The organism is Streptomyces sp. NPDC047981, assembly GCF_040653315.1.
GTDB lineage: Bacteria > Actinomycetota > Actinomycetes > Streptomycetales > Streptomycetaceae > Streptomyces.
Genome location: NZ_JBEZNQ010000001.1, coordinates 25773 through 47154, shown reverse-complemented (window position 1 = coordinate 47154; position 21382 = coordinate 25773). Strand labels below are relative to the sequence as shown.

19 protein-coding genes are annotated in these 21382 nt (G+C 72.7%); 12 read left to right on the top strand and 7 right to left on the bottom strand.

Annotated features, from left to right (window positions below):
- The first annotated feature begins 83 nt into the window (after positions 1–83).
- Positions 84–1754 carry a BCCT family transporter gene (locus AB0E14_RS00220; RefSeq protein WP_362410309.1) on the top strand — a complete coding sequence of 557 codons (1671 nt, stop codon included), beginning with the start codon at positions 84–86 and terminating at the stop codon, positions 1752–1754.
- A 179-nt stretch (positions 1755–1933) separates the two neighbouring features.
- Here AB0E14_RS00220 and AB0E14_RS00215 read toward each other — a convergent pair whose 3' ends face one another.
- A complete protein-coding gene (locus AB0E14_RS00215; protein ID WP_362409625.1) occupies positions 1934–2890 on the bottom strand; it encodes an FAD-dependent oxidoreductase in 957 nt (318 codons plus the stop codon).
- Between the two features lie 72 nt (positions 2891–2962).
- Here AB0E14_RS00215 and AB0E14_RS00210 point away from each other — a divergent pair, with 72 nt between their 5' ends.
- Genes AB0E14_RS00210 through AB0E14_RS00200 form a run of 3 tightly spaced genes read left to right on the top strand, consistent with a single transcriptional unit; the run spans position 2963 to position 5732 of the window.
- On the top strand, positions 2963–4600 hold the full coding sequence (locus AB0E14_RS00210) for an ABC-F family ATP-binding cassette domain-containing protein (RefSeq protein WP_362409623.1): 1638 nt from the start codon (positions 2963–2965) through the stop codon (positions 4598–4600).
- A complete protein-coding gene (locus tag AB0E14_RS00205; RefSeq protein ID WP_362409621.1) occupies positions 4600–5328 on the top strand; it encodes a 2-phosphosulfolactate phosphatase in 729 nt (242 codons plus the stop codon). The genes AB0E14_RS00210 and AB0E14_RS00205 overlap by 1 nt, the downstream gene beginning before the upstream one ends.
- Positions 5325–5732 (top strand): hypothetical protein, encoded by a 408-nt coding sequence (locus tag AB0E14_RS00200; RefSeq protein ID WP_362409619.1) that lies wholly within the window; start codon positions 5325–5327, stop codon positions 5730–5732. The genes AB0E14_RS00205 and AB0E14_RS00200 overlap by 4 nt, the downstream gene beginning before the upstream one ends.
- Before the next feature lie 162 nt (positions 5733–5894).
- Here AB0E14_RS00200 and AB0E14_RS00195 read toward each other — a convergent pair whose 3' ends face one another.
- Positions 5895–8288: a Tex family protein gene (locus AB0E14_RS00195; protein ID WP_362409617.1), complete on the bottom strand. Its 2394-nt coding sequence runs from the start codon at positions 8286–8288 to the stop codon at positions 5895–5897.
- 120 nt (positions 8289–8408) lie between these two features.
- Positions 8409–9272 carry a hypothetical protein gene (locus AB0E14_RS00190; protein ID WP_362409615.1) on the bottom strand — a complete coding sequence of 288 codons (864 nt, stop codon included), beginning with the start codon at positions 9270–9272 and terminating at the stop codon, positions 8409–8411.
- A 126-nt stretch (positions 9273–9398) separates the two neighbouring features.
- Between AB0E14_RS00190 and AB0E14_RS00185 the strand changes: the two genes are divergently transcribed.
- Positions 9399–10376, top strand: coding sequence for a GlxA family transcriptional regulator (locus AB0E14_RS00185; RefSeq protein ID WP_362409613.1), 978 nt, complete (start codon positions 9399–9401; stop codon positions 10374–10376).
- Between the two features lie 240 nt (positions 10377–10616).
- Positions 10617–11258, top strand: coding sequence for a DJ-1/PfpI family protein (locus AB0E14_RS00180; protein ID WP_362409611.1), 642 nt, complete (start codon positions 10617–10619; stop codon positions 11256–11258).
- Positions 11259–11277: 19 nt separating this feature from the next.
- On the opposite strand, the gene AB0E14_RS00175 is transcribed toward AB0E14_RS00180, so the two are convergent.
- The gene (locus tag AB0E14_RS00175) at positions 11278–12030 is read right to left on the bottom strand and encodes an enoyl-CoA hydratase/isomerase family protein (RefSeq protein ID WP_362409609.1); all 753 of its coding nucleotides are present in this window, start codon (positions 12028–12030) and stop codon (positions 11278–11280) included.
- Between the two features lie 75 nt (positions 12031–12105).
- On the opposite strand from AB0E14_RS00175, the gene AB0E14_RS00170 reads away from it, so the two are divergent.
- Both AB0E14_RS00170 and AB0E14_RS00165 read left to right on the top strand, forming a co-directional pair.
- Positions 12106–12780: a DUF308 domain-containing protein gene (locus AB0E14_RS00170; protein ID WP_362409607.1), complete on the top strand. Its 675-nt coding sequence runs from the start codon at positions 12106–12108 to the stop codon at positions 12778–12780.
- 130 nt (positions 12781–12910) lie between these two features.
- Complete coding sequence (locus tag AB0E14_RS00165; protein ID WP_362410306.1) at positions 12911–13444, top strand: ATP-binding protein; 534 nt, start codon at positions 12911–12913, stop codon at positions 13442–13444.
- On the opposite strand, the gene idi is transcribed toward AB0E14_RS00165, so the two are convergent.
- The 3 genes from idi to AB0E14_RS00150 all read right to left on the bottom strand — a co-directional run bounded on the left by idi (position 13410) and on the right by AB0E14_RS00150 (position 16572).
- Positions 13410–14018 (bottom strand): isopentenyl-diphosphate Delta-isomerase, encoded by a 609-nt coding sequence (idi, locus tag AB0E14_RS00160; RefSeq protein ID WP_361965877.1) that lies wholly within the window; start codon positions 14016–14018, stop codon positions 13410–13412. The genes AB0E14_RS00165 and idi overlap by 35 nt on opposite strands.
- A gap of 142 nt (positions 14019–14160) precedes the next feature.
- On the bottom strand, positions 14161–15417 hold the full coding sequence (locus AB0E14_RS00155) for a bifunctional class I SAM-dependent methyltransferase/N-acetyltransferase (RefSeq protein WP_362409604.1): 1257 nt from the start codon (positions 15415–15417) through the stop codon (positions 14161–14163).
- A 213-nt stretch (positions 15418–15630) separates the two neighbouring features.
- A complete protein-coding gene (locus AB0E14_RS00150) occupies positions 15631–16572 on the bottom strand; it encodes a cation diffusion facilitator family transporter (protein ID WP_362409602.1) in 942 nt (313 codons plus the stop codon).
- A 426-nt stretch (positions 16573–16998) separates the two neighbouring features.
- Here AB0E14_RS00150 and AB0E14_RS00145 point away from each other — a divergent pair, with 426 nt between their 5' ends.
- Genes AB0E14_RS00145 through AB0E14_RS00130 form a run of 4 tightly spaced genes read left to right on the top strand, consistent with a single transcriptional unit; the run spans position 16999 to position 21356 of the window.
- Positions 16999–18816, top strand: coding sequence for a DUF5941 domain-containing protein (locus AB0E14_RS00145; protein WP_362410303.1), 1818 nt, complete (start codon positions 16999–17001; stop codon positions 18814–18816).
- Positions 18813–19550: a phosphocholine cytidylyltransferase family protein gene (locus AB0E14_RS00140; protein WP_362409600.1), complete on the top strand. Its 738-nt coding sequence runs from the start codon at positions 18813–18815 to the stop codon at positions 19548–19550. Before AB0E14_RS00145 ends, AB0E14_RS00140 begins: the two co-directional genes overlap by 4 nt.
- Positions 19538–20599, top strand: coding sequence for an iron-containing alcohol dehydrogenase family protein (locus tag AB0E14_RS00135; RefSeq protein WP_362409598.1), 1062 nt, complete (start codon positions 19538–19540; stop codon positions 20597–20599). Before AB0E14_RS00140 ends, AB0E14_RS00135 begins: the two co-directional genes overlap by 13 nt.
- Entirely contained in the window at positions 20577–21356 is a 780-nt protein-coding gene (locus AB0E14_RS00130) for a CDP-alcohol phosphatidyltransferase family protein (RefSeq protein ID WP_362409596.1), read from the top strand. Before AB0E14_RS00135 ends, AB0E14_RS00130 begins: the two co-directional genes overlap by 23 nt.
- The last annotated feature ends 26 nt before the right edge of the window (positions 21357–21382 follow it).

Sequence of the window (21382 nt, the reverse complement as noted above, 5' to 3'; positions counted from 1 at the left end):
AGGGAAAGGTGCCATCGGTGTCGCAGGATGATCAGTCAGCCGGGGAGTCCGGGAGCGGTGGTGGCCGGGGAGGCCGGGAGGGGCTGTCGGTGACGGCGGACCTCCCTCGCGGCCCCGGCCACCACCCCAAGGCGCGCACGGACCGGATCGTGTTCGGAGTCACCGCCGGCCTCACCCTCGCCTTCGTGGTCTGGGGCGCCACCGCCACGGGCAGCCTGGAGAACGTCTCCAGCGACCTCCTCGACGGGCTGATCCGCAACGGCGGCTGGGCGTTCATGCTCGCCGCGTCCGGCTTCGTCGTCTTCGCGCTCTGGCTCGCCATCAGCCGGTACGGCCGGATCACCCTCGGCCACGAGAGCGAGGGCCCGGAGTTCCGGACCGTGTCGTGGATCGCGATGATGTTCAGCGCCGGCATGGGCATCGGCCTGATGTTCTACGGCGTGAGCGAGCCGCTCGCCCACTACGGCACCCCGCCGCCCGGTACCCACCCGGTCGACTCGGCCGAGCGGATGCAGGTCGCGATGGCCACCACTCTCTTCCACTGGACGCTGCACCCGTGGGCGATCTACGCGGTCGTCGGCCTCGCCATCGCGTACTCCACCTTCCGGCGCCGACGGCGGCAGACTATCAGCGCCGTCTTCGTCCCGCTGATCGGCAAGCGGGCGGCCTACGGGGGACCCGGCCGGTTCATCGACATCCTGGCGATCTTCGCGACCCTCTTCGGCTCGGCCGCCTCGCTGGGGCTCGGTGCGCTCCAGATCGGCAGCGGAGTCGAGGAGTTGGGCTGGCTGGAGACGACCGGGACCGGGCTGCTCGTCGGCATCATCGCCGTCCTCACGGTCGCCTTCGTCGCCTCGGCCGTCTCCGGCGTCGAGAAGGGCATCCAGTGGCTGTCCAACACGAACATGGTGCTCGCGCTCGTCCTGGCCGTCTTCGTCTTCATCGCGGGCCCGACCATCATCGTGCTCGACCTGCTGCCCACCTCGATCTTCGCCTACTTCGGCGACCTGCCGCAGCTGGCCGGCCGGACCGAGGCGACCAGCGGCGACAACATCCACGAGTGGCTGGGCGGTTGGACGGTCTTCTACTGGGCGTGGTGGATCTCCTGGACGCCCTTCGTCGGCATGTTCATCGCCCGGATCAGCCGGGGCCGCACCATCCGCCAGTTCGTCGGCGGCGTCATCCTCGTGCCCAGCGTGGTGAGCCTGGTCTGGTTCGCCGTCTTCGGCGGCACCGCGATGAAGCTGAGTGAGGAGGGGAGGCTGGGGGAGGAGACCACGCCCGAGGGGCAGCTCTTCGGCGTGCTGCAGCAGTTCCCGCTCACCGGGACCATGAGCCTGATCGTCATGATCCTCGTCGGCATCTTCTTCGTCTCCGGCGCGGACGCCGCCTCGATCGTCATGGGCACCCTCTCGCAGCGCGGCACCTTCGAACCGACCCGCCCCGTGGTGATCTTCTGGGGCGTGGTCACCGGAGCCGTCGCCGCGATCATGCTCCTGATCGGCGACGGCCAGGGCGACGCCCTCGCGGGCCTGCAGAACCTCACGATCCTGGTGGCCGCGCCGTTCGTCCTCGTGATGATCGGCATGTGCGTGGCGCTCATGAAGGACCTGCGCAAGGACCCGCTGATCGTCCGGGGCGAGGTGGGCGAGGAGGTCATCGAACTCGCGGTGATCGCGGGCCACGAGAAGTACGACGGCGACTTCGAACTCCGCATCGGCCCCGGCACGAGCGCACCGGGGGACGGCGGCTGAACCACGCGCGCCAGGAGGAGGCGGACGCCCGGTCACCGGCCCCCGACCGACCTCCTGCGCGGTCGACCGAGGACCGGACCCGTCGCCCGGTGACCGTGCTCCGGGCCCGCCTGCCGGGCGGTCGACCGCATGCCGTCTCCGCCGCCGGGTGACCGGCCCCCGGTCGACCTAGCGGGCCGTCACCCGCAGGCCAGCTCCGTCGCCCGCCGCGCGCAGCCCCAGGCGACCGTGACGCCCGCGCCCCCGTGGCCGTAGTTGTGGACCAGGCGGCCCCCGGACGGCAGCGGCTCCACGTCGAGCCGGACACCGTCCGCCCGGGTCGGCCGCAGGCCCACCCGGTGGCCGATGACCCGCGCGTCGGCGATCTCGGGCCGGATCCGGGCGCACCGCGCCACGATCGCCGCCGCCGTCGCCGGATCGGGCTCAAGACGCTCGTCGCCCTCCTGGGCGGTCCCGCCCAGGATCAGCCGCCCCGGCTGCGGGAAGAAGTACGTCGTCTCGCTCGACGCCGCGTCGGCCGCCGTGAACCACTCCTCCACACCCGGGTTCTCCACCAGCACCAACTGCCCCCGCACCGGCCGCAGCCCCGCGTCCGGCACGAGCTCCCTGGCGCCGAGCCCCGTGCAGTCCACCACCACCCGCGCCCCGTCCGCGGCCTCCGCGAAACCGGTCACGGTCCGCCGCTCCACGACCCCGCCGGCCGCCTCCAGCCGGCGCCGCAGCCACCCCAGGTGGACCGGCATGTCGATCAGCGGCAGCACCGCCGCGAGACCCGTCCGGTACGGCCCCGGCACCTCCGGCGCCGCGAGCTGCCGCAGCCCCGAGACCTCCCGCGCCCAGTCGCCCAGGCCGGCGAGGACCGTGTCGGCGTGGACGCCGGGCACCAGACGCACCCCCGTCGCCACCGGATCGGCTGCGAGCTTCTCGTACACCCGCAGCGACTCCAGGGACCAGCCGCCCACCTCCGCCGCCGGCTCGATCCGGTACGGCCACCACAGCGCCCCCGCCACCGCGGAGGTCGTCCCCTCCGCCGGATCCCGGGACCAGACCCGTACCCGCAGGCCGCGCTCCGCGAGGGTCAGGGCCGTCGTCAGACCGATGACCCCGCCGCCCACCACGATCACGTCGTCGCTCATGCGCGGACCGTACCGGGAGCCGTTCGGCCGCACCACGGTGCCTCGGGCCGGTGACATACGATGCGTTCCCTGATGACTGCCACTCTCGTCGCCAAGGAACTCGCCGCAGGCCACGGCGAACGCACCCTCTTCGCCGGGCTCGACCTCGTCGTCGCCCCCGGCGACGTCATCGGCCTCGTCGGCGTCAACGGCGCCGGCAAGTCGACCCTGCTGCGGCTGCTCGCCGGGCTCGACACCCCCGAGGAGGGCGAGCTGAAGCTCTCGCCGCCCACCGCGACCGTCGGCCACCTCCCGCAGGAGCCCGAGCGGCGCGCGGGGGAGACGGTCCGGGAGTTCCTGGCGCGCCGCACGGGTGTGGCGGCCGCGCAGGCCGCCATGGACGAGGCCACCCAGGGCCTGGTCGACGGGGCGCCCGGCGCCGACGACGCGTACGCCGTGAGCCTGGAGCGCTGGCTCGGTCTCGGCGGCGCCGACCTCGACGAGCGGGCCGAGGAGGTCGCCGAGTCCCTCGGCCTGACCGTCGGCCTCGACCAGCCGATGACCGCGCTCTCCGGCGGCCAGGCCGCCCGCGCCGGACTCGCCTCCCTCCTGCTCTCCCGCTACGACGTGTTCCTGCTGGACGAGCCCACCAACGACCTCGACCTCGACGGCCTGGAGCGGCTCGAAGCCTTCGTCCAGGGGCTGCGCGCGGGCACCGTCGTCATCAGCCACGACCGCGAGTTCCTCACCCGCACGGTCACCAAGGTCCTCGAACTCGACCTCGCCCAGCAGCAGATCACCCTCTACGGCGGCGGCTACCAGGCCTACCTGGAGGAGCGGGACACCGCCAGCCGGCACGCCCGCGAGGAGTACGAGGAGTACGCCGACAAGAGGGCCGCGCTCGAAGGCCGCGCCCTGATGCAGCGCAACTGGATGGACAAGGGCGTCCGCAACGCCCGCCGCAAGGCCACCGACAACGACAAGATCGGCCGGAAGCTGCGTGGCGAGGCGAGCGAGAAGCAGGCCGCGAAGGCCCGCCAGACGCAGCGGATGATCGAGCGGCTCGACGTCGTCGAGGAGCCCCGCAAGGAGTGGGAGCTGCGCATGGAGATCGCCTCCGCCCCGCGCTCCGGCTCGGTCGTGGCGACCCTGCGCGAGGCCGAGGTCCGGCGCGGCGACTTCCGCTTCGGGCCCGCGACCCTCCAGATCGACTGGGCCGACCGGGTCGCGATCACCGGAGCGAACGGCGCCGGCAAGTCGACGCTCCTCGCCGCCCTCCTGGGCCGCCTCCCGCTCGACTCCGGCGACGCGGTGCTCGGCTCGGGCGTCGTCGTCGGCGAGGTCGACCAGGCCCGCAAGCTCTTCCACGGCTCGGAGTCGCTGCTCGAGGCGTTCTGCGCGGCCGTCCCCGAGACCGAGCCCGCGGACGTACGGACCCTGCTGGCGAAGTTCGGGCTCAAGGCCGTCCACGTCCTGCGCCCCGCCACCACGCTCTCCCCGGGCGAGCGGACCCGGGCCGCGCTCGCCCTCCTCCAGAGCCGGGGCGTCAACCTCCTCGTCCTGGACGAGCCGACCAACCACCTGGACCTGCCGGCCATCGAGCAGCTGGAGTCCGCGCTCGACTCCTACACCGGGACGCTCCTCCTGGTCACCCACGACCGGCGGATGCTCGACGCCGTCCGCACGACCCGTCGCGTCGAGGTCGCGGCCGGCAAGGTGACCGAGCTCTGATGGGCGTCACCTTCGGCTGGGGCCCGACGGAGGCCGCGGCCCTGGCCAAGGACGCCGCCTGCCTGGTCGTCGTCGACGTCCTCTCCTTCACCACGTCGGTGGGCGTGGCGGTCGAGGCCGGTACGGCTGTGTTCCCCTACCGCTGGAAGGACGAGAGGGCGGTCGCGTACGCGGCCGAGCGGGACGCGGTCCTCGCCGTCGGCCGGAGCGAGGCGTCGCCCGAGACCCCTTGGACGCTCTCCCCGGCCGCCCTGCGGGCCGCCCCGCCGACCCCGCGTCTGGTCCTGCCGTCCCCGAACGGCTCCACGATCGCGGCGGAGGCGGGCGGGGCGACCGTCGTCGCCTCCTCGCTCCGCAACCGCACGGCGGTCGCCCACTGGCTGGCCGCCCACGGCTACGGCTCCGCCTCCCGTCCGCTCACCGTGATCGCCTCGGGCGAGCGGTGGCCGGACGGCTCGCTGCGTCCCGCCCTGGAGGACCTCCTCGGCGCGGGCGCCGTCCTGTCGGCCCTGCGCGGCCTCGGCCCGTACGCCCTGACGCCCGAGGCGCGGGCGGCGGCCACGCTGTGGGAGGCGACCGAGGACCCGGTGGCGGAGCTGCACCGCTGCGCTTCCGGGCGTGAACTGTACGAGTACGGCTATCCGCAGGACGTCGCGGTGGCCGCCGAGGCCGACACCTCGGAGACGGTCCCCGTCCTGCGGGACGGCGCATTCCAGGAGACATCATGACCGACCTGCTGACCCGGCTCACCGAGATGCTGGACGACCTCGACGCCGATCTCGACGAGACCATCGACCTCGCCGACGAGATCGCCGCATCGGGCGACGCGGCCCTGCTGCCCCGGCTCCAGGCCGAACTCGACCGGGCCCTCGTCGAGCGCAACGCCTACGCCCGCGAGCTCCTCGGCGGCGTCCTCGCCGCCATCGGCGGCCCTGACGCCCTGCCGGCGCTCCTGCGGGCCTCCTCCGTGGACCTCGGCGACGACCAGGACTCCCTGGCGGCGGAGATCGTCGACCTGGTCCAGGCCGACCCGACCCGTGCGCGCGCCCTCCTCCAGCCCCTGACCGAGGACGACGACCTCACGGTCGCCAACCGCGCCGAATGGGCCCTGCGCTTCCTGCCGAACGCCTGAGTCCGGGGGCGACCAGAGCCCTTTCCGGTGATCTGAGGGCCGGGCAGCCGCCGACGGCGCTCGGCCGATCACAGGGTGGCCCGCACCTCTGGTCACTCAGTGGTACGGGTTGTGCGGGTGGGAGACGAACGGGCCCGGCCGTCAGGCCGGGCCCGCTCCACGTCAGCGGCCGCGCCGCTTGTCGCCGCCGCCCTCGTTCAGCAGCCCCGCCTTGCGCAGGGCGTCCGCCATCGCGCTGTTCGCGGGGGCGGCCGACGGCGCCGGGCGCTGGCCCTGCGGCTGGCCGCGCCGCTGCTGCGGCGGACGGCCCCCACGGTCGCCGCGCTCGCGCCGCTCCCCGCGCTCCCGCTTCGGCGCGTCACCGTCGCCCGCGCCCGCCGACGCCTCGTCGTCGAGCCGCAGCGTCAGCGAGATCCGCTTGCGCGGGATGTCGACGTCCAGGACCTTCACCCGGACCACGTCACCCGGCTTCACCACGTCGCGCGGGTCCTTGACGAAGGTCTTGGACATGGCGGACACATGGACGAGCCCGTCCTGGTGCACACCGACGTCCACGAACGCCCCGAACGCCGCCACGTTGGTGACCACGCCCTCCAGGACCATCCCCGAGACCAGGTCGCCGATCTTCTCGACGCCCTCCTTGAACGTGGCCGTCTTGAACGCGGGCCGCGGGTCGCGCCCCGGCTTCTCCAGCTCGCGCAGGATGTCGGTGACCGTCGGCAGACCGAAGGTCTCGTCCACGAACTGGTCCGCCCGCAGCGACCGCAGCACCCCGGTGTTGCCGATCAGCGAGGCGACCTCGCCGCCCGTCGTCTTCACCATCCGCCGCACCACCGGGTACGCCTCCGGGTGCACCGACGAGGCGTCCAGCGGGTCGTCGCCGCCCCGGATCCGCAGGAAGCCCGCACACTGCTCGTACGCCTTCGGGCCGAGCCGCGCCACGTCCTTCAGCGTCTTCCGCGAACGGAACGGGCCGTTCGCGTCGCGGTGCGCGACGATGTTCTCGGCGAGGCCCGCGCCGATGCCCGACACCCGCGAAAGCAGCGGCGCGGACGCGGTGTTGACGTCGACGCCGACACCGTTCACACAGTCCTCGACGACCGCGTCGAGGGAGCGGGAGAGCTTCACCTCGGACAGGTCGTGCTGGTACTGCCCGACACCGATCGACTTCGGATCGATCTTCACCAGCTCGGCCAGCGGGTCCTGGAGCCGCCGCGCGATCGACACCGCGCCGCGCAACGAGACGTCCAGGCCCGGCAGTTCCTGCGAGGCGAAGGCGGAGGCGGAGTACACGGACGCGCCGGCCTCCGAGACCATGACCTTGGTGAGCTTCAACTCGGGGTGCTTGGCGATGAGTTCGGCCGCGAGCTTGTCCGTCTCGCGGGACGCCGTGCCGTTGCCGATGGCGACCAGCTCGACCGCGTGCTCCTTCGCGAGCCGCGCCAGCTTCGCCAGCGACTCGTCCCACTTGTTCGCCGGGACGTGCGGGTAGATCGTGTCGGTGGCGACGACCTTGCCCGTGCTGTCGACCACGGCCACCTTGACGCCCGTACGGAAACCGGGGTCGAGGCCCAGGGTCGCCCGCGTCCCCGCCGGGGCGGCGAGGAGCAGGTCGCGCAGGTTCGCCGCGAAGACCCGGACCGCCTCGTCCTCGGCGGCCGTACGCAGCCGCAGCCGCAGGTCGATCCCGAGGTGGACCAGGATCCGGGTCCGCCAGGCCCAGCGGACCGTGTCGAGCAGCCACTTGTCGCCGGGACGCCCCCGCTCGGCCACGCCGAAGCGGGAGGCGACCATGCCCTCGTACGCGGTCGGGCCGGGCACCTCGGAGGGCTCCTCCGGCTCCAGCTCCAGGGTGAGGACGTCCTCCTTCTCGCCGCGCAGCATCGCGAGGATCCGGTGCGAGGGGAGCGCGGTGAACGGCTCCGCGAAGTCGAAGTAGTCGGCGAACTTCGCGCCCGCCTCCTCCTTCCCGTCCCGGACCTTCGCCGCCAGCCGGCCCCGGCCCCACATCCGCTCCCGCAGCTCGCCGATCAGGTCGGCGTCCTCGGAGAACTTCTCGGTGAGGATCGCGCGGGCGCCCTCCAGGGCCGCCGCCGGGTCGGCGACGCCCTTGTCGGCGTCCACGAAGGCCGCCGCGGCGGCCGCCGGCTCCACCGAGGGGTCGGCGAGCAGCCCCTCCGCCAGCGGTTCCAGACCTGCCTCGCGGGCGATCTGGGCCTTGGTGCGGCGCTTGGGCTTGAACGGCAGGTAGATGTCCTCAAGACGGGCCTTGGTGTCGGCGGCCCGCAGCTGGGCCTCCACCTCGGCCGTCAGCTTCCCCTGCTCCCGTACGGAGTCGAGGATGGCGGTCCGCCGGTCCTCCAGCTCCCGGAGGTAGCGCAGCCGCTCCTCGAGCGTCCGCAGCTGCGCGTCGTCGAGCATCTCGGTCGCTTCCTTGCGGTAGCGCGCGATGAACGGCACGGTCGAGCCGCCGTCGAGCAGCTCGACGGCCGCCCTCACCTGTCGCTCACGTACGCCGAGTTCCTCGGCGATCCTGCCTTCGATGGACGTCGTCACGGTGTCCCGACTCGCCTTCTCGTGCCTCAAGCTTGCGAGTGCATTCTGCCGTCTCCCCCTCCGGAACTCCGCACGCGCCCCGGTCCCGCCGTGTCCGGGCGCGCCTGCCGGTCCGGCCGGTCAGATCTTGGCGCTCAGGTCGGCCGGGAAGGCCCCGGCCAGGAACGCCGCGTTGCGGAAGGCCTTGCCCAGCTCCGTCAGCCGCTCCACGCCCGCCGCGCCCAGGTGCTCGTACGGTGCGGAGTCCAGCCGGTCCGTCCGCTCCTCCAGCTCCTCGCGCAGCGCCGTGCCCTCGGCCGTGAGTTCGCCCTCCGCGTCGAGCAGCCCGCGCTCGCGCAGCCGGTCGGCCGCGGCGTCCCAGTCGGCCCGCCGCCAGCCCCGCGCGCCCAGGGCGAGGCGCGGGTTCATGCCCAGGCCGGTCGCGGTGTGGCTGACCATCGCCTCCAGCGGGTCGAGGTCCAGGGTCAGCAGGGCGGCCAGGTGCCCGTCGCCCCGGTGCTCGCGCAGCAGCGTCGCGGCGTGCCAGTACCGCAGGTGCGGCGCCTCGGGGACCGGGAGGTCGGCGTGGGCCGAGTAGAGCGGCCGGGCGTGCCGGGTGCAGGCCTCGGTGGCGCGCAGCGCCAGCTCGGCGGCCTCCGCCATCTCGGCCGAGGCGATCGCCTCCTCGCCCAGGAGCCGGCGCAGCGTGCGGTCCACGGTCCGCAGCCGTGCCGCGCCGACCTCGGCGGGCGAGGCGATGTCCCACACCGCCGGAAGGTGCTTGGCCAGCATCTCCACGTTGTAGTTGAAGAAGGCCGCGGCGACGGTGCCCGCGCCCACGGCACCCATCGCGGCGCTGCGCGAGGCCAGCCGCATGGCCGTGGCGTCCTCGAAGCCGAGGGCCTGGAACTCGGTGTCCAGGTCCGGCGAGAAGTACACCGTGGAGTGCATCGGGTTGAGCATGTGGTGGCAGCGGCGGCCCGCGCGGGGAGGCAGAGAGGTCATGGACCAGAACGTTACCGACTGGTCGGTACGACCGGAACCCCGGGGCGGTCGCCCCGGTCCCGCATGGCAGGAAAGGTGGGTTCCTCGTCATTGCGGACGCCCCGCGCCCGGCGAAGGATGGTGGCCATGACGAAGCGACCCGTGCTCGTCGTCCTCTTCGACGACGTGCAGAGCCTGGATGTCACCGGACCGGTGGAGGTGTTCGCCGGGGCGGGCCGCGCAGGCGGCGGCTCCTACCCGATCGTGACCGCCTCGCTCGACGGCGGGCCGGTCCGCACCCAGAGCGGCCTGCGGCTGCTCCCGGACACGACGCTCGCCGCCGCGGACCGCCCGCACACCCTGCTCGTCCCCGGCGGCGAAGGCACCCGGCGCCCCGACCCGCGGCTGATCGACTGGCTGCGCGCGAACGGCCCGCGCGCCGAGCGACTGGTCTCCGTCTGCACCGGAGCGCTGCTGCTCGCGGCGGCCGGGCTGCTCGACGGCCACCGCGCGACCACCCACTGGATCGCCTGCGACCACCTCGCCCGCTGCTACCCCGGGGTCGACGTGGATCCCGACCCGATCTTCGTCCGAGACGGCCGCATCGCCACCTCCGCGGGCGTGACGGCGGGCATCGACCTCGCGCTCGCGCTCGTCGAGGAGGACCTGGGCCGCGACACCGCGCTGACCGTCGCCCGGCACCTGGTCGTCTTCCTGCGGCGCCCCGGCAACCAGGCGCAGTTCAGCGCCCAGCTGGCCGCGCAGACCGCCCGGCGCGCGCCGCTGCGGGACCTCCAGCACTGGATCACCGAGCATCCGGCGGGCGACCTCTCCGTCGAGGCCCTCGCCGCCCGCGCCCGGCTGTCGCCGCGCCATTTCGCCCGCGCCTTCCAGGCGGAGACCGGCACGACCCCGGGCCGCTACGTCGACCGGGTCCGCCTCGAACACGCGCGGCGGCTCCTGGAGGAGACGACCGACGGCGTCGAGGAGGTCTCCCGGGCCGCCGGCTACGGCACGCCCGAGGCCATGCGCAGGGCCTTCGTCAAGGCGATGGGCACCGCCCCGGCTGACTACCGCCGCCGCTTCCACGCCCCCGTACGGAACGGACCCCGGCCGGCCCCCTGAACCGCCTCCGAGCCGCCCACCGCGTAACCGACCGAACCCGCGCACCGCGTAACCGCCCGGACCCGCCCACCGCGTAAGCGACCGGACCCGCCCACCGCGTAACCGCCCGAACCCGCCCACCGGGTAACCGGCCCAACCTTCGAACCGCCCACCCTCAACCCACGACCCCGCGCCCCCGGCGCCCGCGTACGCCGAGAACCCGAGACCACGCAGCACCGACCACCCACGGAAAGGGACCCCATGCAGATCGCCGTGCTCCTCTACGACCGCTTCACCACCCTCGACGCCGTCGGCCCCTACGAACTGCTCGCCCGCATCCCCGGAGCCGAGACCGTCTTCGTCGCCAAGGAGGCCGGGCCGGTCCGCAACGACCAGGGCAGCCTCGCCCTGGTCGCCGACAAGGCACTCGCGGACGTCCCGAACCCCGACATCGTCCTCGTCCCCGGTGGCCCCGACTCCCGTTCGGCGATGAACGACCCGGAGATCCTCGGCTGGCTCCGTACCGCCGACGAGACCAGCACCTGGACCACCTCCGTCTGCACCGGTTCGCTCCTCCTCGGCGCCGCGGGCCTGCTCGACGGCCGCCGTGCCACCACGCACTGGCTCGCCTTCGACGAGCTGCGGGCGGTCGGCGTCGAGCCGACCGGCGAGCGGGTCGTCTTCGACGGCAAGTACGTCACCGCCGCCGGGGTCTCGTCCGGGATCGACATGGCGCTGCACCTCATCGGCCGGATCGCCGGCGACGCGACCGCCCAGACCATCCAGCTGCTCACCGAGTACGACCCCCAGCCGCCCTACGACGCGGGCTCCCCGGAGAAGGCCCCGGCCGAGATCGTCGCCCACTGGCGCGGCACGGCCCCGAAGGACCTGCCCCAGGGCTGACCGGCCCGACGGACCGGCCCTACAGGCCGTACGTGAAGCGGGGCGCCCGGCGTTCCAGGAAGGCGGCGACCCCCTCGGCGGTGTCGCCGCTGCCGCGCGCCTGCTCGGCCCAGTGCGCGTCCCGGTCCGTGCGGCCGTCCGCGAACTCCTTGGCCGCCGCCTGGGTGAGCAGCGAGCGCGCGACGAGCACCCGGGTGAACTCGGCCACCCGCTTGTCCAGTTCGCCCTCCGGCAGGACCTCGTCGACGAGCCCGGTGCGCAGGGCCCGGTCGGCGTCGATCAACTCGGCCGAGAAGAGCAGGTACTTGGCGGCGGAGGGCCCGACGAGCGCGGCCAGCCTGCGCGTCGACGAGGCGGGGTACACGATCCCGAGCTTCGCCGGGGTGACCCCGAACCGCGCCCCCTCCTCCGCGAACCGCAGGTCGCAGGCGGCGGCGAGCTGGCTGCCGCCGCCCACGCAGAAGCCGCGGACCGCGGCGAGCGTCGGCTTGGGGAAGGCGGCGAGCGCCTCCTCGGCCCGGACCGCGAGGGCCTGCTGCTCGTCGCCCGGCTCCCGCAGCGTCGAGATGTCCGCGCCCGCGCAGAAGGTGCCGCCGTCGCCGGTGAGCACCAGGGCGCGGACCTCGGGGTCGGCGGCGAGCGGCGCGAGCAGCCCGGGCAGGGACCGCCACATCGCGGCCGTCATCGCGTTGCGCTTGGCCGGGTTCGAGATGACGACGGTGGCGACCGCGTCGGCGACGACGACCGCCAGCTGCGGCTCGGTGGGCTCCATGCGCCGGATGCTATCCGGGCACCTCGACCGTACGATCGAGGAGGGGTCGCGGAGGGGGCGAAGGAGGAGGCGCGCATGGCCCGGGAACCCGACGACGCCTCCGGTGAGGCCCCCTTCGACGCCGTGCGCGAGGGACGTAAGCTCAAGCGCAGCCTCGGCCGGCTCACCGTCCTCGGCGTCCTGCTGGTCGTCGCCGGCATCGTCGGTCTCTGCTACACCGGTCTCGCCACCCTCACCTCGATGCTGCTCTTCGGCTGGCTGCTGCTCATCGGCGGTGTCGTGGGTCTTGTGCACGCCATCGAGTCGCGCGGAAGCAACTACTTCTGGCTCGCCGTGGTGGTGGCGGCGCTGAACATCGCGGCGGGTGTCGTGGTGATCCGGCACCCGGAGGGCTCGGCCGAGGCCCTGACCATGTTCGCCGCCCTGCTCTTCCTCACCGGCGGCGTCTTCCGGCTGGTGGGCAGTGTGGTCGTGCGCGGACCGCAGTTCGGATGGACCCTGCTCCAGGGAGCCTTCGGTCTCCTCCTCGGTCTGCTGGTGCTCTTCGACTGGCCGGACAGCAGCCGGTACGTTCTCGGTGTCTTCTTCTCGCTGGCCCTGCTCTTCGACGGTCTCGGCCTGATCGCGATCGGCGTCGGGGGCAGGCGTATCGTCGGCATGGTCACACCGCCCGACGCGGCGGCGAAGGACGAGTCTCCCGCCACCCCTCCGAAGGCGTCAACGGAGGATCAGGAGCAGTCGAACAACTGACGTTGGCATACTCACCCGATCAGAATGTGGTCGATAAGTGTCGACTTCTGGTCAGTAGCCCGGTCCGGACCTGCGCATTACCAAGACTTGACGCGTGGCGACAATCGAGCACGACGGTGGGAGCCGGACCATGGAGAGCGGGAGCGTCCCCGCACGGCCACCGTCCTATGAAGGGGTCTGGCGCTTCACCGCTCCCGCGGTCGACGTCTCAGTTCCGCAGGCCCGGCACGCGGTACGCGACCTGTTGCTCCGTCAAGGAGTACCGGTCCACGAAGAAACGGTTCAGGGCCTGCTCCTGATCGTCTCCGAACTGGTCACCAACGCCGTCAAACACGCGGCGCTGCTCTCCCCCGAAGTGGCGGTGGAGGTGGCGATCGGCGCGGAGTGGATCAGGGTGTCCGTCGAGGACAACCATCCCTACCGCCCCAAGGCCCTCGAGGCGGACTACGGTCAGACGGGCGGCCGCGGGCTGCTCCTGGTCCGGGAGATCGCCCTGGAGTCGGGCGGCGCCTGCGACGTGGAGCACACCGCGAGCGGCGGAAAGATCATCTGGGCCGCGCTGCCCCTGGACCCGGGCCTCGCGCGCCCCGGGGAGGCGCCGTCGGCGCTTCCCCCGGCCGCTCCCGGGATCACCAGCCCCCGGCGGGACCCGTCAACTCCTTGATCGCCGGACGCGCCGCGTCCAGGACGGTCATGAACCAGGCGGAGAACGGCGCGCTCGCGTGCCGCTCCATCAGCTCCTCCGCCGTCACATAGGCGGTCTCCTCGACCTCTTCCGGGTCGGGCCGCAGTTCGGCCTGTGCCATGCCGACGAAGAGGTGGTTGTACTCCTGCTCCACCAGGCCCGACGCCGGGTCGGGGTGGTTGTAGCGGACCGTTCCTGCTTCGGCGAGCAGCGAGGGCGAGATCCCCAGCTCCTCGTACGTGCGCCGGGCGGCGGCCGCGAAGGGGGCCTCGCCCGGATAGGGGTGGCCGCAGCAGGTGTTGGACCAGACACCGGGGGAGTGGTACTTGCCGAGCGCGCGGCGCTGCAGCAGCAGCCGGCCCGACTCGTCGAAGAGGAAGACGGAGAACGCCCGGTGCAGCTGACCGGGGGCCTGATGGGCGGCGAGCTTCTCCGCCGTGCCGATGGTGATGCCGTTCTCGTCGACCAGTTCGAGCATGATCGACGCCTGGGCTGCGGTCGGCTGGACACCGTTCGACGAGGTGTGAGCCACGCTGGCTGATGTGGTCGGCATAACCGTCCTTCGCTTCGGTCTCGGCCCGGAAGGGCCCCTTCAGTCTGCCGTACAAAAGCCTCTTGTCCGTACTTCGAGCGGCCGGACATGGCCCGCTCCCACCGCACCGGAGTACACCGGCACGGCGGGAGCGGGCGGGGCGTCAGACCCCAAAAGCCGCCGCGTACTGGATCGTGCCCGACGGAATCGAGCCGGAGCCGTCGAGGACAAGCGCCCTCATCGCCTCGTCCGGAACGTCGAAGGACGGCCGAATTCCATATTCAGACGCGGGTGCGAACCCGAACCGGGGGTAGTACTCCGGATGGCCGAGCACCAGGACGAGCCGCTCCCCGCGCAGCCGTGCCGCGTCGAGCACCGCCCGGGTGACGGCCTCCCCGACGCCCTGCCGCTGGTATCGCGGGGCGACGGCGACCGGGGCGAGCGCCGCCGCCGGGACACCGTCGACGTGGCAGCGGGTGATCAGCGCGTACCCCGCGACGGAGCCGTCCGGGGCCTCGGCCACGAACGACAGACCCGGCAGCCACGCCCCGGGGTCCGCGCGGAGCGCGTCGACCAGTTCGGCCTCCGCCGGCGTCTCGAACGCCGCCGCGTTGACGTCCCGTACGGAACGGATGTCGTCGGCGGTCTCCGGCCGCGTCCGCCACCGGGCGTCGGCGGGCCGCAGGGCGTAACCGGTGTAGCCGTACTCGCCGCCGTGGTCGCGGCGCATGGCGAGTTCGGCGCGCGTCGAGACGAGGATCTCGGCCATGCCGGGAGCACCGGGGTCCGCCGCATCGGCCCGCTCGGCGAGCGGACCGTAGTACGCGTCCCAGTCGGTCTCGGGCTGCGGGAGGACACCGAGGACGTGGTAGCCGCCCTCGATCGCCGCCGCGGTGTTCGCCCGCCGGTTGCGCAGCTGGTAGTGCGCGTCCCAGAAGGCGCGGGCCTCCTGGCTCGGCTCGTCCACCGTCCATTCGCACTCGGTGAGCACGAGGGTGCCGCCCGGTGCGAGGAGCCGGCGCCAGGAGCGCAGGGCGGTGTCGAAGCCGAGGGCGTAGGCCGAGCTCTCGGCCCAGACGAGGTCGAAGGACCCGTCGGGGAACGGCAGCTCGCCCATGTCGGCGTGGAGCGTACGGATCAGGTCGCCGAGCCCGCGGGCGTCGACGGCCCGCCGCAGCTCGTCGAGGAACGGCTGGTGCAGATCGACCGCCGTCACCTCCGCCCCGGCCTCGGCGGCCAGGAGCAGCGCGGAGCGGCCGGGGCCGCAGCCGAGGTCGAGCGCGCGGGGGCGCTCGGGGAGCGGCCCCGCGAGCGCGAGCAGTCGGCGGGTGGTGGCGTCGGAGCCCGGACCCTGGCGCGGAAGGCCGTGGTGCAGGGCGAAGAAGGCATCGCGAAGTGCGTTGCTGGTGCTGTCGGACAACGTGGAAACCCTTGTGTGAAAGGGTCCCGGCCGACGGGTGATCGTGCCGGAAGAACCGGGATCAGGTCAGCCGAGGACCCGGAAGCTGAAGCTGGACCGGGCGCTGCCGCACTGGGCAGCCTCCATCGCGACGGTCATCAACCTCAGCTCCTCTCTCACCTCACGCGCTTCGCGCACTCGGTTCGAACACGTGTCGATCAAGCCTAACAGGGCTCACAGACAGAGCTTGGCCTCGTGCGCGGCGTGACCCGCGGGCTCCAGCTGGAAGGTGCAGTGCTCCACGTCGAAGTGGGAGCCCAGGCACCCCTGCAGGTCGTGCAGCATCTTCTCGTGGCCGACGGAGTCGAGTGCCGCCTGGTCCACGACCACATGGGCGGAGAGCACAGGCATGCCGGACGTGATCGTCCAGGCGTGCAGGTCGTGGACGTCCTCGACGCCGGGAAGCGCCAGTATGTGCGCCCGGACCTCCGCCATGTCGACGCCCTTGGGGGCCGACTCCAGCAGGACGTCGAGCGTCTCGCGCAGCAGTTTGATCGTGCGCGGCACGATCATCAGGCCGATCAGGATGGAGGCGATCGGGTCGGCGTACTGCCAGCCGGTGGCCAGGATGATGCCGGCCGAGACCAGGACCGTCACCGAGCCGAGCGCGTCGGCGAGCACCTCCAGATAGGCGCCGCGCACGTTCAGGCTCTCCTTCTGGCCGCGGACCAGGAGAGAGAGCGAGACCATGTTGGCGACCAGACCGATCAGCGCGAACATGATCGTGAGTCCGCCCTTGGTCTCGGCGGGCTCGATGAATCGCTGGATCGCCTCGTACAGCACGTAGGTGCCGACACCGAGCAGCAGCAGACAATTGGCGAGCGCGGCGAGGATCTCGGCCCGCGCGAAGCCGTAGGTGCGGTTCTCCGTGGGCGGGCGGTTGGCGAAGTGGATCGCGAGCAGCGCCATCGCGAGGCCGACCGCGTCCGTCGCCATGTGGGCGGCGTCGGCGATCAGGGCGAGCGAGTCGGAGACGATACCGCCGATGATCTCGACCACCATCACGGACAGCGTGATCGCGAGCGCGATCCGCAACCGGCCGCGGTAGGCAGCGGCGGCGGTCCCCGTGGGCGGGGGTCCGCCGTGACTGTGCCCGTGGTCGTGTCCAGCCCCCATGACGTCGCTCTCCCTCGTGTCGTGTGCCGGGTGTTTCGCGTCACCGCGAGTCGCTCCGATTCGCCAGTGAACTACGGGTGGGGGGTATGTGCAACACGGGATTGAACACCGTTGTCATATCATCTGACCTGCACTGATGTGCGTTCGGCGGTACGGCGCGAGAAGGTGGCTCCTGACCACCTCCGGACGCGGTTTGTGGGGCGGCGGGTCGATCGCCCATGATGATCTCCGTGGGGCATGGCGCACACGGACGGATTCGAGTGGGCCCGGGGGAGTCCGCCCCGCAAAGCCTCGGTGAACTCCCGCCATGTTCATCCGATAGCCTCAGCCGACGTGCCGCCGCCCGATGCCGGGCCGAGCCGCCGTGCCCGGGGCCGTGCCGTGAGCCCCGAGGGCCCGCCCGTCAGCTCCAAGGAGTGAGTTCGTCTGTCGACCGCCATCCTCACCGGCCCGCCGGTACCCGGATCGTCGCTCGACGGCGATCTGCGGTCGCTCGGCTTCGAGGTGCGGGTCGCCTCAGGCCCGCAGGACACCGGAGCGCTGCTCGCCGCCGTACCGGCCGCTGAGCGGGTCGCCGTCGTCGACCCCCGCTTCGTCGGACACCTCCACGCCCTGCGCCTGGCCCTGACCGACCCCCGCTTCCCGGCCGCCGCGGCGCCCGGCGCGCTCACCGCGCAGCCCGAGGCCCGCCCGGCGCTCGCCCGCGCCCTGACCGACGCCCACGCGACGGTGCCCGGCGCCCCCGCGGCGGACACCGCCTCCGACGAGAGCCTGCCCGACACCCTCGCCGAGGCCCTCGACGCCGACGGCGTCGCCGTGCACCGGCCCGCCCTCGGCACGCTCGTCGCCGCCGTACCGACCGACGCCGAGGCCCGCCACGAGGCCCGCGCCGCCGTCGCCGCCGTCGACGAGGAGGCCGTACGCCTCCGGTCCGCCGTGAAGGCCCACGACGGCTTCTTCACCACCTTCGCCGTCAGCCCGTACTCGCGGTACATCGCCCGCTGGTGCGCCCGGCGCGGTCTCACCCCCAACCAGGTCACCACCGCCTCGCTGCTCACCGCGCTCATCGCGGCCGGCTGCGCCGCCACCGGCGAGCGCGGCGGATACATCGCGGCCGGCGTGCTCCTCCTCGTCTCCTTCGTCCTGGACTGCACCGACGGGCAGCTCGCCCGCTACTCCCTGCAGTACTCGACGATGGGCGCCTGGCTCGACGCCACCTTCGACCGCGCCAAGGAGTACGCCTTCTACGCCGGCCTCGCCCTCGGCGCGGCCCGTAACGGTGACGACGTCTGGGCGCTCGCGCTCGGCGCGATGGTCCTGATGACCTGCCGGCACGTCGTGGACTTCTCGTTCAACGAGGCCAACCACGACGCCACGGCCAACACCAGCCCCACCGCGGCGCTGTCCAGCCGGCTCGACAGCGTCGGCTGGACCGTCTGGATCCGCCGGATGATCATCCTGCCGATCGGCGAGCGCTGGGCCATGATCGCGGTCCTCACCGCCGTCACCACCCCCCGGATCACCTTCTGGGCGCTGATCATCGGCTGCGCCTTCGGCGCCTGCTACACCACCGCAGGCCGCGTGCTCCGCTCACTGACCCGCAAGGCCAAGCGCACCGACCGGGCCGCCCAGGCCCTGGCCGACCTGGCCGACAGCGGCCCGATCGCGCAGTTCATCGCGGGCTCACCGAGCAGAACCCGGGACCGCTGGACGGCCCCGCTGGCCGCGGCCGTCGGCGCGGCGATCCTGCTGGTCGAGGCGGGCGACAAGAGCGTCGGCAGCTACTGGGTCGTCCTGGCCGCCGTGGTGTACGTCGCTGCGGCGGGCGTGGCCGTCGGGCACTCCCTCAAGGGCCCCCTCGACTGGCTCGTGCCGCCGATCTTCCGGGCCGCCGAGTACGGCCTGATCCTCATCCTCGCCGCCCGTTCCGAGGTGAACGGCGCCCTGCCCGCGGCTTACGGGCTGGTGGCCGCCGTCGCCTACCATCACTACGACACGGTGTACCGCATCCGCGGCGGCACCGGCGCCCCGCCGGCCTGGCTGGTGCGCACCATCGGCGGGCACGAGGGCCGCGTCCTGCTGGTGACGGTCCTCGCCGCCCTGCTGGCGAGCCGGGGCGACGACTTCGCCCTGGCGCTCACCGCCCTCGCGGTCGCCCTCGCGCTCGTGGTGCTCGTGGAGTCCATCCGCTTCTGGGTGTCCTCCGGAGCACCCGCCGTACATGACGAAGGAGAAACAGCATGATTGGCCTCGTACTGGCAGCCGGTGCCGGACGGCGTCTGCGCCCCTACACCGACACGCTCCCGAAGGCCCTCGTGCCTGTCGACGGTGACACCACCGTCCTCGACCTCACGCTGAAGAACTTCGCGGAGGTCGGCCTCACCGAGGTCGCCATCGTCGTCGGCTACCGCAAGGAGGCCGTGTACGCGCGCAAGGAGGCCCTGGAGGCCCAGTACGGCCTGTCGATCACGCTGATCGACAACGACAAGGCCGAGGAGTGGAACAACGCCTACTCCCTGTGGTGCGCCCGCGAGGTCCTGAAGCGCGGTGTGATCCTCGCCAACGGCGACACGGTCCACCCGGTCTCCGTCGAGAAGACCCTGCTCGCCGCCCGCGGCGGCGACCAGAAGATCATCCTCGCCCTCGACACGGTGAAGAACCTCGCCGACGAGGAGATGAAGGTCATCACCGCCGAGGGCAAGGGCGTCCAGAAGATCACCAAGCTGATGGACCCGGCCACCGCCACCGGCGAGTACATCGGTGTCACCCTCATCGAGCCCGCCGCCGCCGAGGCGCTCGCCGACGCCCTCAAGGCCACCTTCGAGCGCGACCCCGACCTCTACTACGAGGACGGCTACCAGAAGCTCGTCGACGACGGCTTCACCATCGACGTGGCGCCCATCGGCGACGTCAAGTGGGTCGAGATCGACAACCACGACGACCTCGCGAAGGGCCGTGAGATCGCGTGCCAGTACTGACCCGGCTGATCCCCTCGCCGGTCGTCGTCGACATCCGGCGGGGGGCGCTGGAGGACCTCGCCGGCCTCCTGGCGGACCAGCGCATCTCCAGCAACGGCCGGATCGCCGTCGCCATCAGCGGCGGCTCCGGCCTGAAGCTGCGCGACCACTTCGCGCCCGAGCTGCCCGGCGCCGACTGGTACCCGGTCGACGGCGGCACCATCGACGCGGCGGTCAAGCTCGCCGACGCGATGCGCGGCAAGCGGTACGACGCGGTGGTCGCCCTCGGCGGCGGCAAGATCATCGACGTCACCAAGTACGCGGCGGCCCGGGTCGGCCTGCCGCTGGTCGCCATCGCCACGAACCTGTCGCACGACGGCATCTGCTCGCCGATCTCCACCCTGGACAACGACAACGGGCGCGGCTCCTACGGTGTGCCGACCCCGATCGCGCTGGTCATCGACCTCGACGTGATCCGGGACGCCCCGGTGCGCTACGTCCGCTCCGGGATCGGCGACGCGGTGTCGAACCTGTCCGCCATCGCGGACTGGGAGCTCTCCCACCGGGAGACCGGCGAGCCGGTCGACGGCCTCGCCGCGGCGATGGCCCGCAGCGCGGGCGAGGCGGTCCTGCGCCACCCCGGCGGCGTCGGCGACGACGACTTCCTCGTCACCCTCTCCGAGGGCCTGGTGATGTCCGGGATCGCGATGTCGATCAGTGGCGACAGCCGTCCCTCCTCGGGCGCCTGCCACGAGATCAGCCACGCCTTCGACCTGCTCTACCCCCAGCGGGCCGCCAGCCACGGAGAGCAGTGCGGACTCGGCGCGGCCTTCGCGATGCACCTGCGCGGCGCGGCCGAGGGTTCGCTCCAGATCGTCGAGACCCTGCGCCGCCACGGCCTGCCCGTGACCCCCGAGGAGATGGGCTTCAGCGTGGACGAGTTCGTCCGCGCCGTGTCCTTCGCCCCGCAGACGCGTCCCGGCCGTTTCACCATCCTCGAACACCTCGCCCTCTCCGACGACCAGATCAGGGACGCGTACGCCGACTATGCCAAAGCCATCGGTAGCTGAGCTCCGCCCGGTCGTGCACCCGGCGGGGGTGAAGGACCGGCGCAGCGGCGAACACTGGGGCGGCCGCCTGTACATGCGCGAGATCTCGCTGCGCATCACCCGCCAGCTGGTCGGCACCAGGATCACGCCGAACCAGCTGACGTACGTGATGACGATCTGCGGTGTCCTCGCGGCCCCCGCCCTGCTCGTGCCGGGCATCTGGGGCGCGGTCCTCGGCGTCGTCGCCGTCCAGCTCTACCTGCTGCTCGACTGCGTCGACGGCGAGGTCGCCCGCTGGAAGAAGCAGTACTCGCTCTCCGGTGTCTACCTGGACCGCGTCGGCGCGTACCTGTGCGACGCGGCCGTCCTGGTCGGCCTCGGCCTGCGCGCCTCCGACCTGTGGGGCGGCGGCCGGATCGACTGGCTGTGGGCCTTCCTCGGCACGCTCGCCGCGCTCGGCGCGATCCTCATCAAGGCGGAGACCGACCTCGTGGGCGTCGCCCGCCACCAGGGCGGGATGCCCCCGGTCAAGGAGGCGGCCAGCGAGCCCCGCTCCTCCGGTGTGGCCCTGGCCCGCCGGGCGGCCGCGGCGCTGAAGTTCCACCGCCTGGTCCTCGGCATCGAGGCGTCCCTCCTCGTCCTGGTCCTCGCGTTCCTGGACGCGGCGCGCGGCGACCTGTTCTTCACCCGCCTCGGCGTCGCCGTCCTCGCGGGCATCGCGCTCCTGCAGACGGTGCTGCACCTGGTGTCGATCCTGGCGTCGAGCCGGCTGAAGTAAGTGAGGACCGGCTGACATGGCCAGGA

Coding starts and splice junctions, on each gene's coding strand:
- AB0E14_RS00215 (WP_362409625.1), bottom strand. CDS start 2,890: ATGAGCGACGACGTGATCGTGGTGGGCGGCGGGGTCATCGGTCTGACG.
- AB0E14_RS00200 (WP_362409619.1), top strand. CDS start 5,325: ATGACCGACCTGCTGACCCGGCTCACCGAGATGCTGGACGACCTCGAC.
- AB0E14_RS00165 (WP_362410306.1), top strand. CDS start 12,911: ATGGAGAGCGGGAGCGTCCCCGCACGGCCACCGTCCTATGAAGGGGTC.
- AB0E14_RS00180 (WP_362409611.1), top strand. CDS start 10,617: ATGCAGATCGCCGTGCTCCTCTACGACCGCTTCACCACCCTCGACGCC.
- AB0E14_RS00190 (WP_362409615.1), bottom strand. CDS start 9,272: ATGACCTCTCTGCCTCCCCGCGCGGGCCGCCGCTGCCACCACATGCTC.
- AB0E14_RS00205 (WP_362409621.1), top strand. CDS start 4,600: ATGGGCGTCACCTTCGGCTGGGGCCCGACGGAGGCCGCGGCCCTGGCC.
- AB0E14_RS00175 (WP_362409609.1), bottom strand. CDS start 12,030: ATGGAGCCCACCGAGCCGCAGCTGGCGGTCGTCGTCGCCGACGCGGTC.
- AB0E14_RS00210 (WP_362409623.1), top strand. CDS start 2,963: ATGACTGCCACTCTCGTCGCCAAGGAACTCGCCGCAGGCCACGGCGAA.
- AB0E14_RS00150 (WP_362409602.1), bottom strand. CDS start 16,572: ATGGGGGCTGGACACGACCACGGGCACAGTCACGGCGGACCCCCGCCC.
- AB0E14_RS00185 (WP_362409613.1), top strand. CDS start 9,399: ATGACGAAGCGACCCGTGCTCGTCGTCCTCTTCGACGACGTGCAGAGC.
- idi (WP_361965877.1), bottom strand. CDS start 14,018: ATGCCGACCACATCAGCCAGCGTGGCTCACACCTCGTCGAACGGTGTC.
- AB0E14_RS00130 (WP_362409596.1), top strand. CDS start 20,577: ATGCCAAAGCCATCGGTAGCTGAGCTCCGCCCGGTCGTGCACCCGGCG.
- AB0E14_RS00170 (WP_362409607.1), top strand. CDS start 12,106: ATGGCCCGGGAACCCGACGACGCCTCCGGTGAGGCCCCCTTCGACGCC.
- AB0E14_RS00140 (WP_362409600.1), top strand. CDS start 18,813: ATGATTGGCCTCGTACTGGCAGCCGGTGCCGGACGGCGTCTGCGCCCC.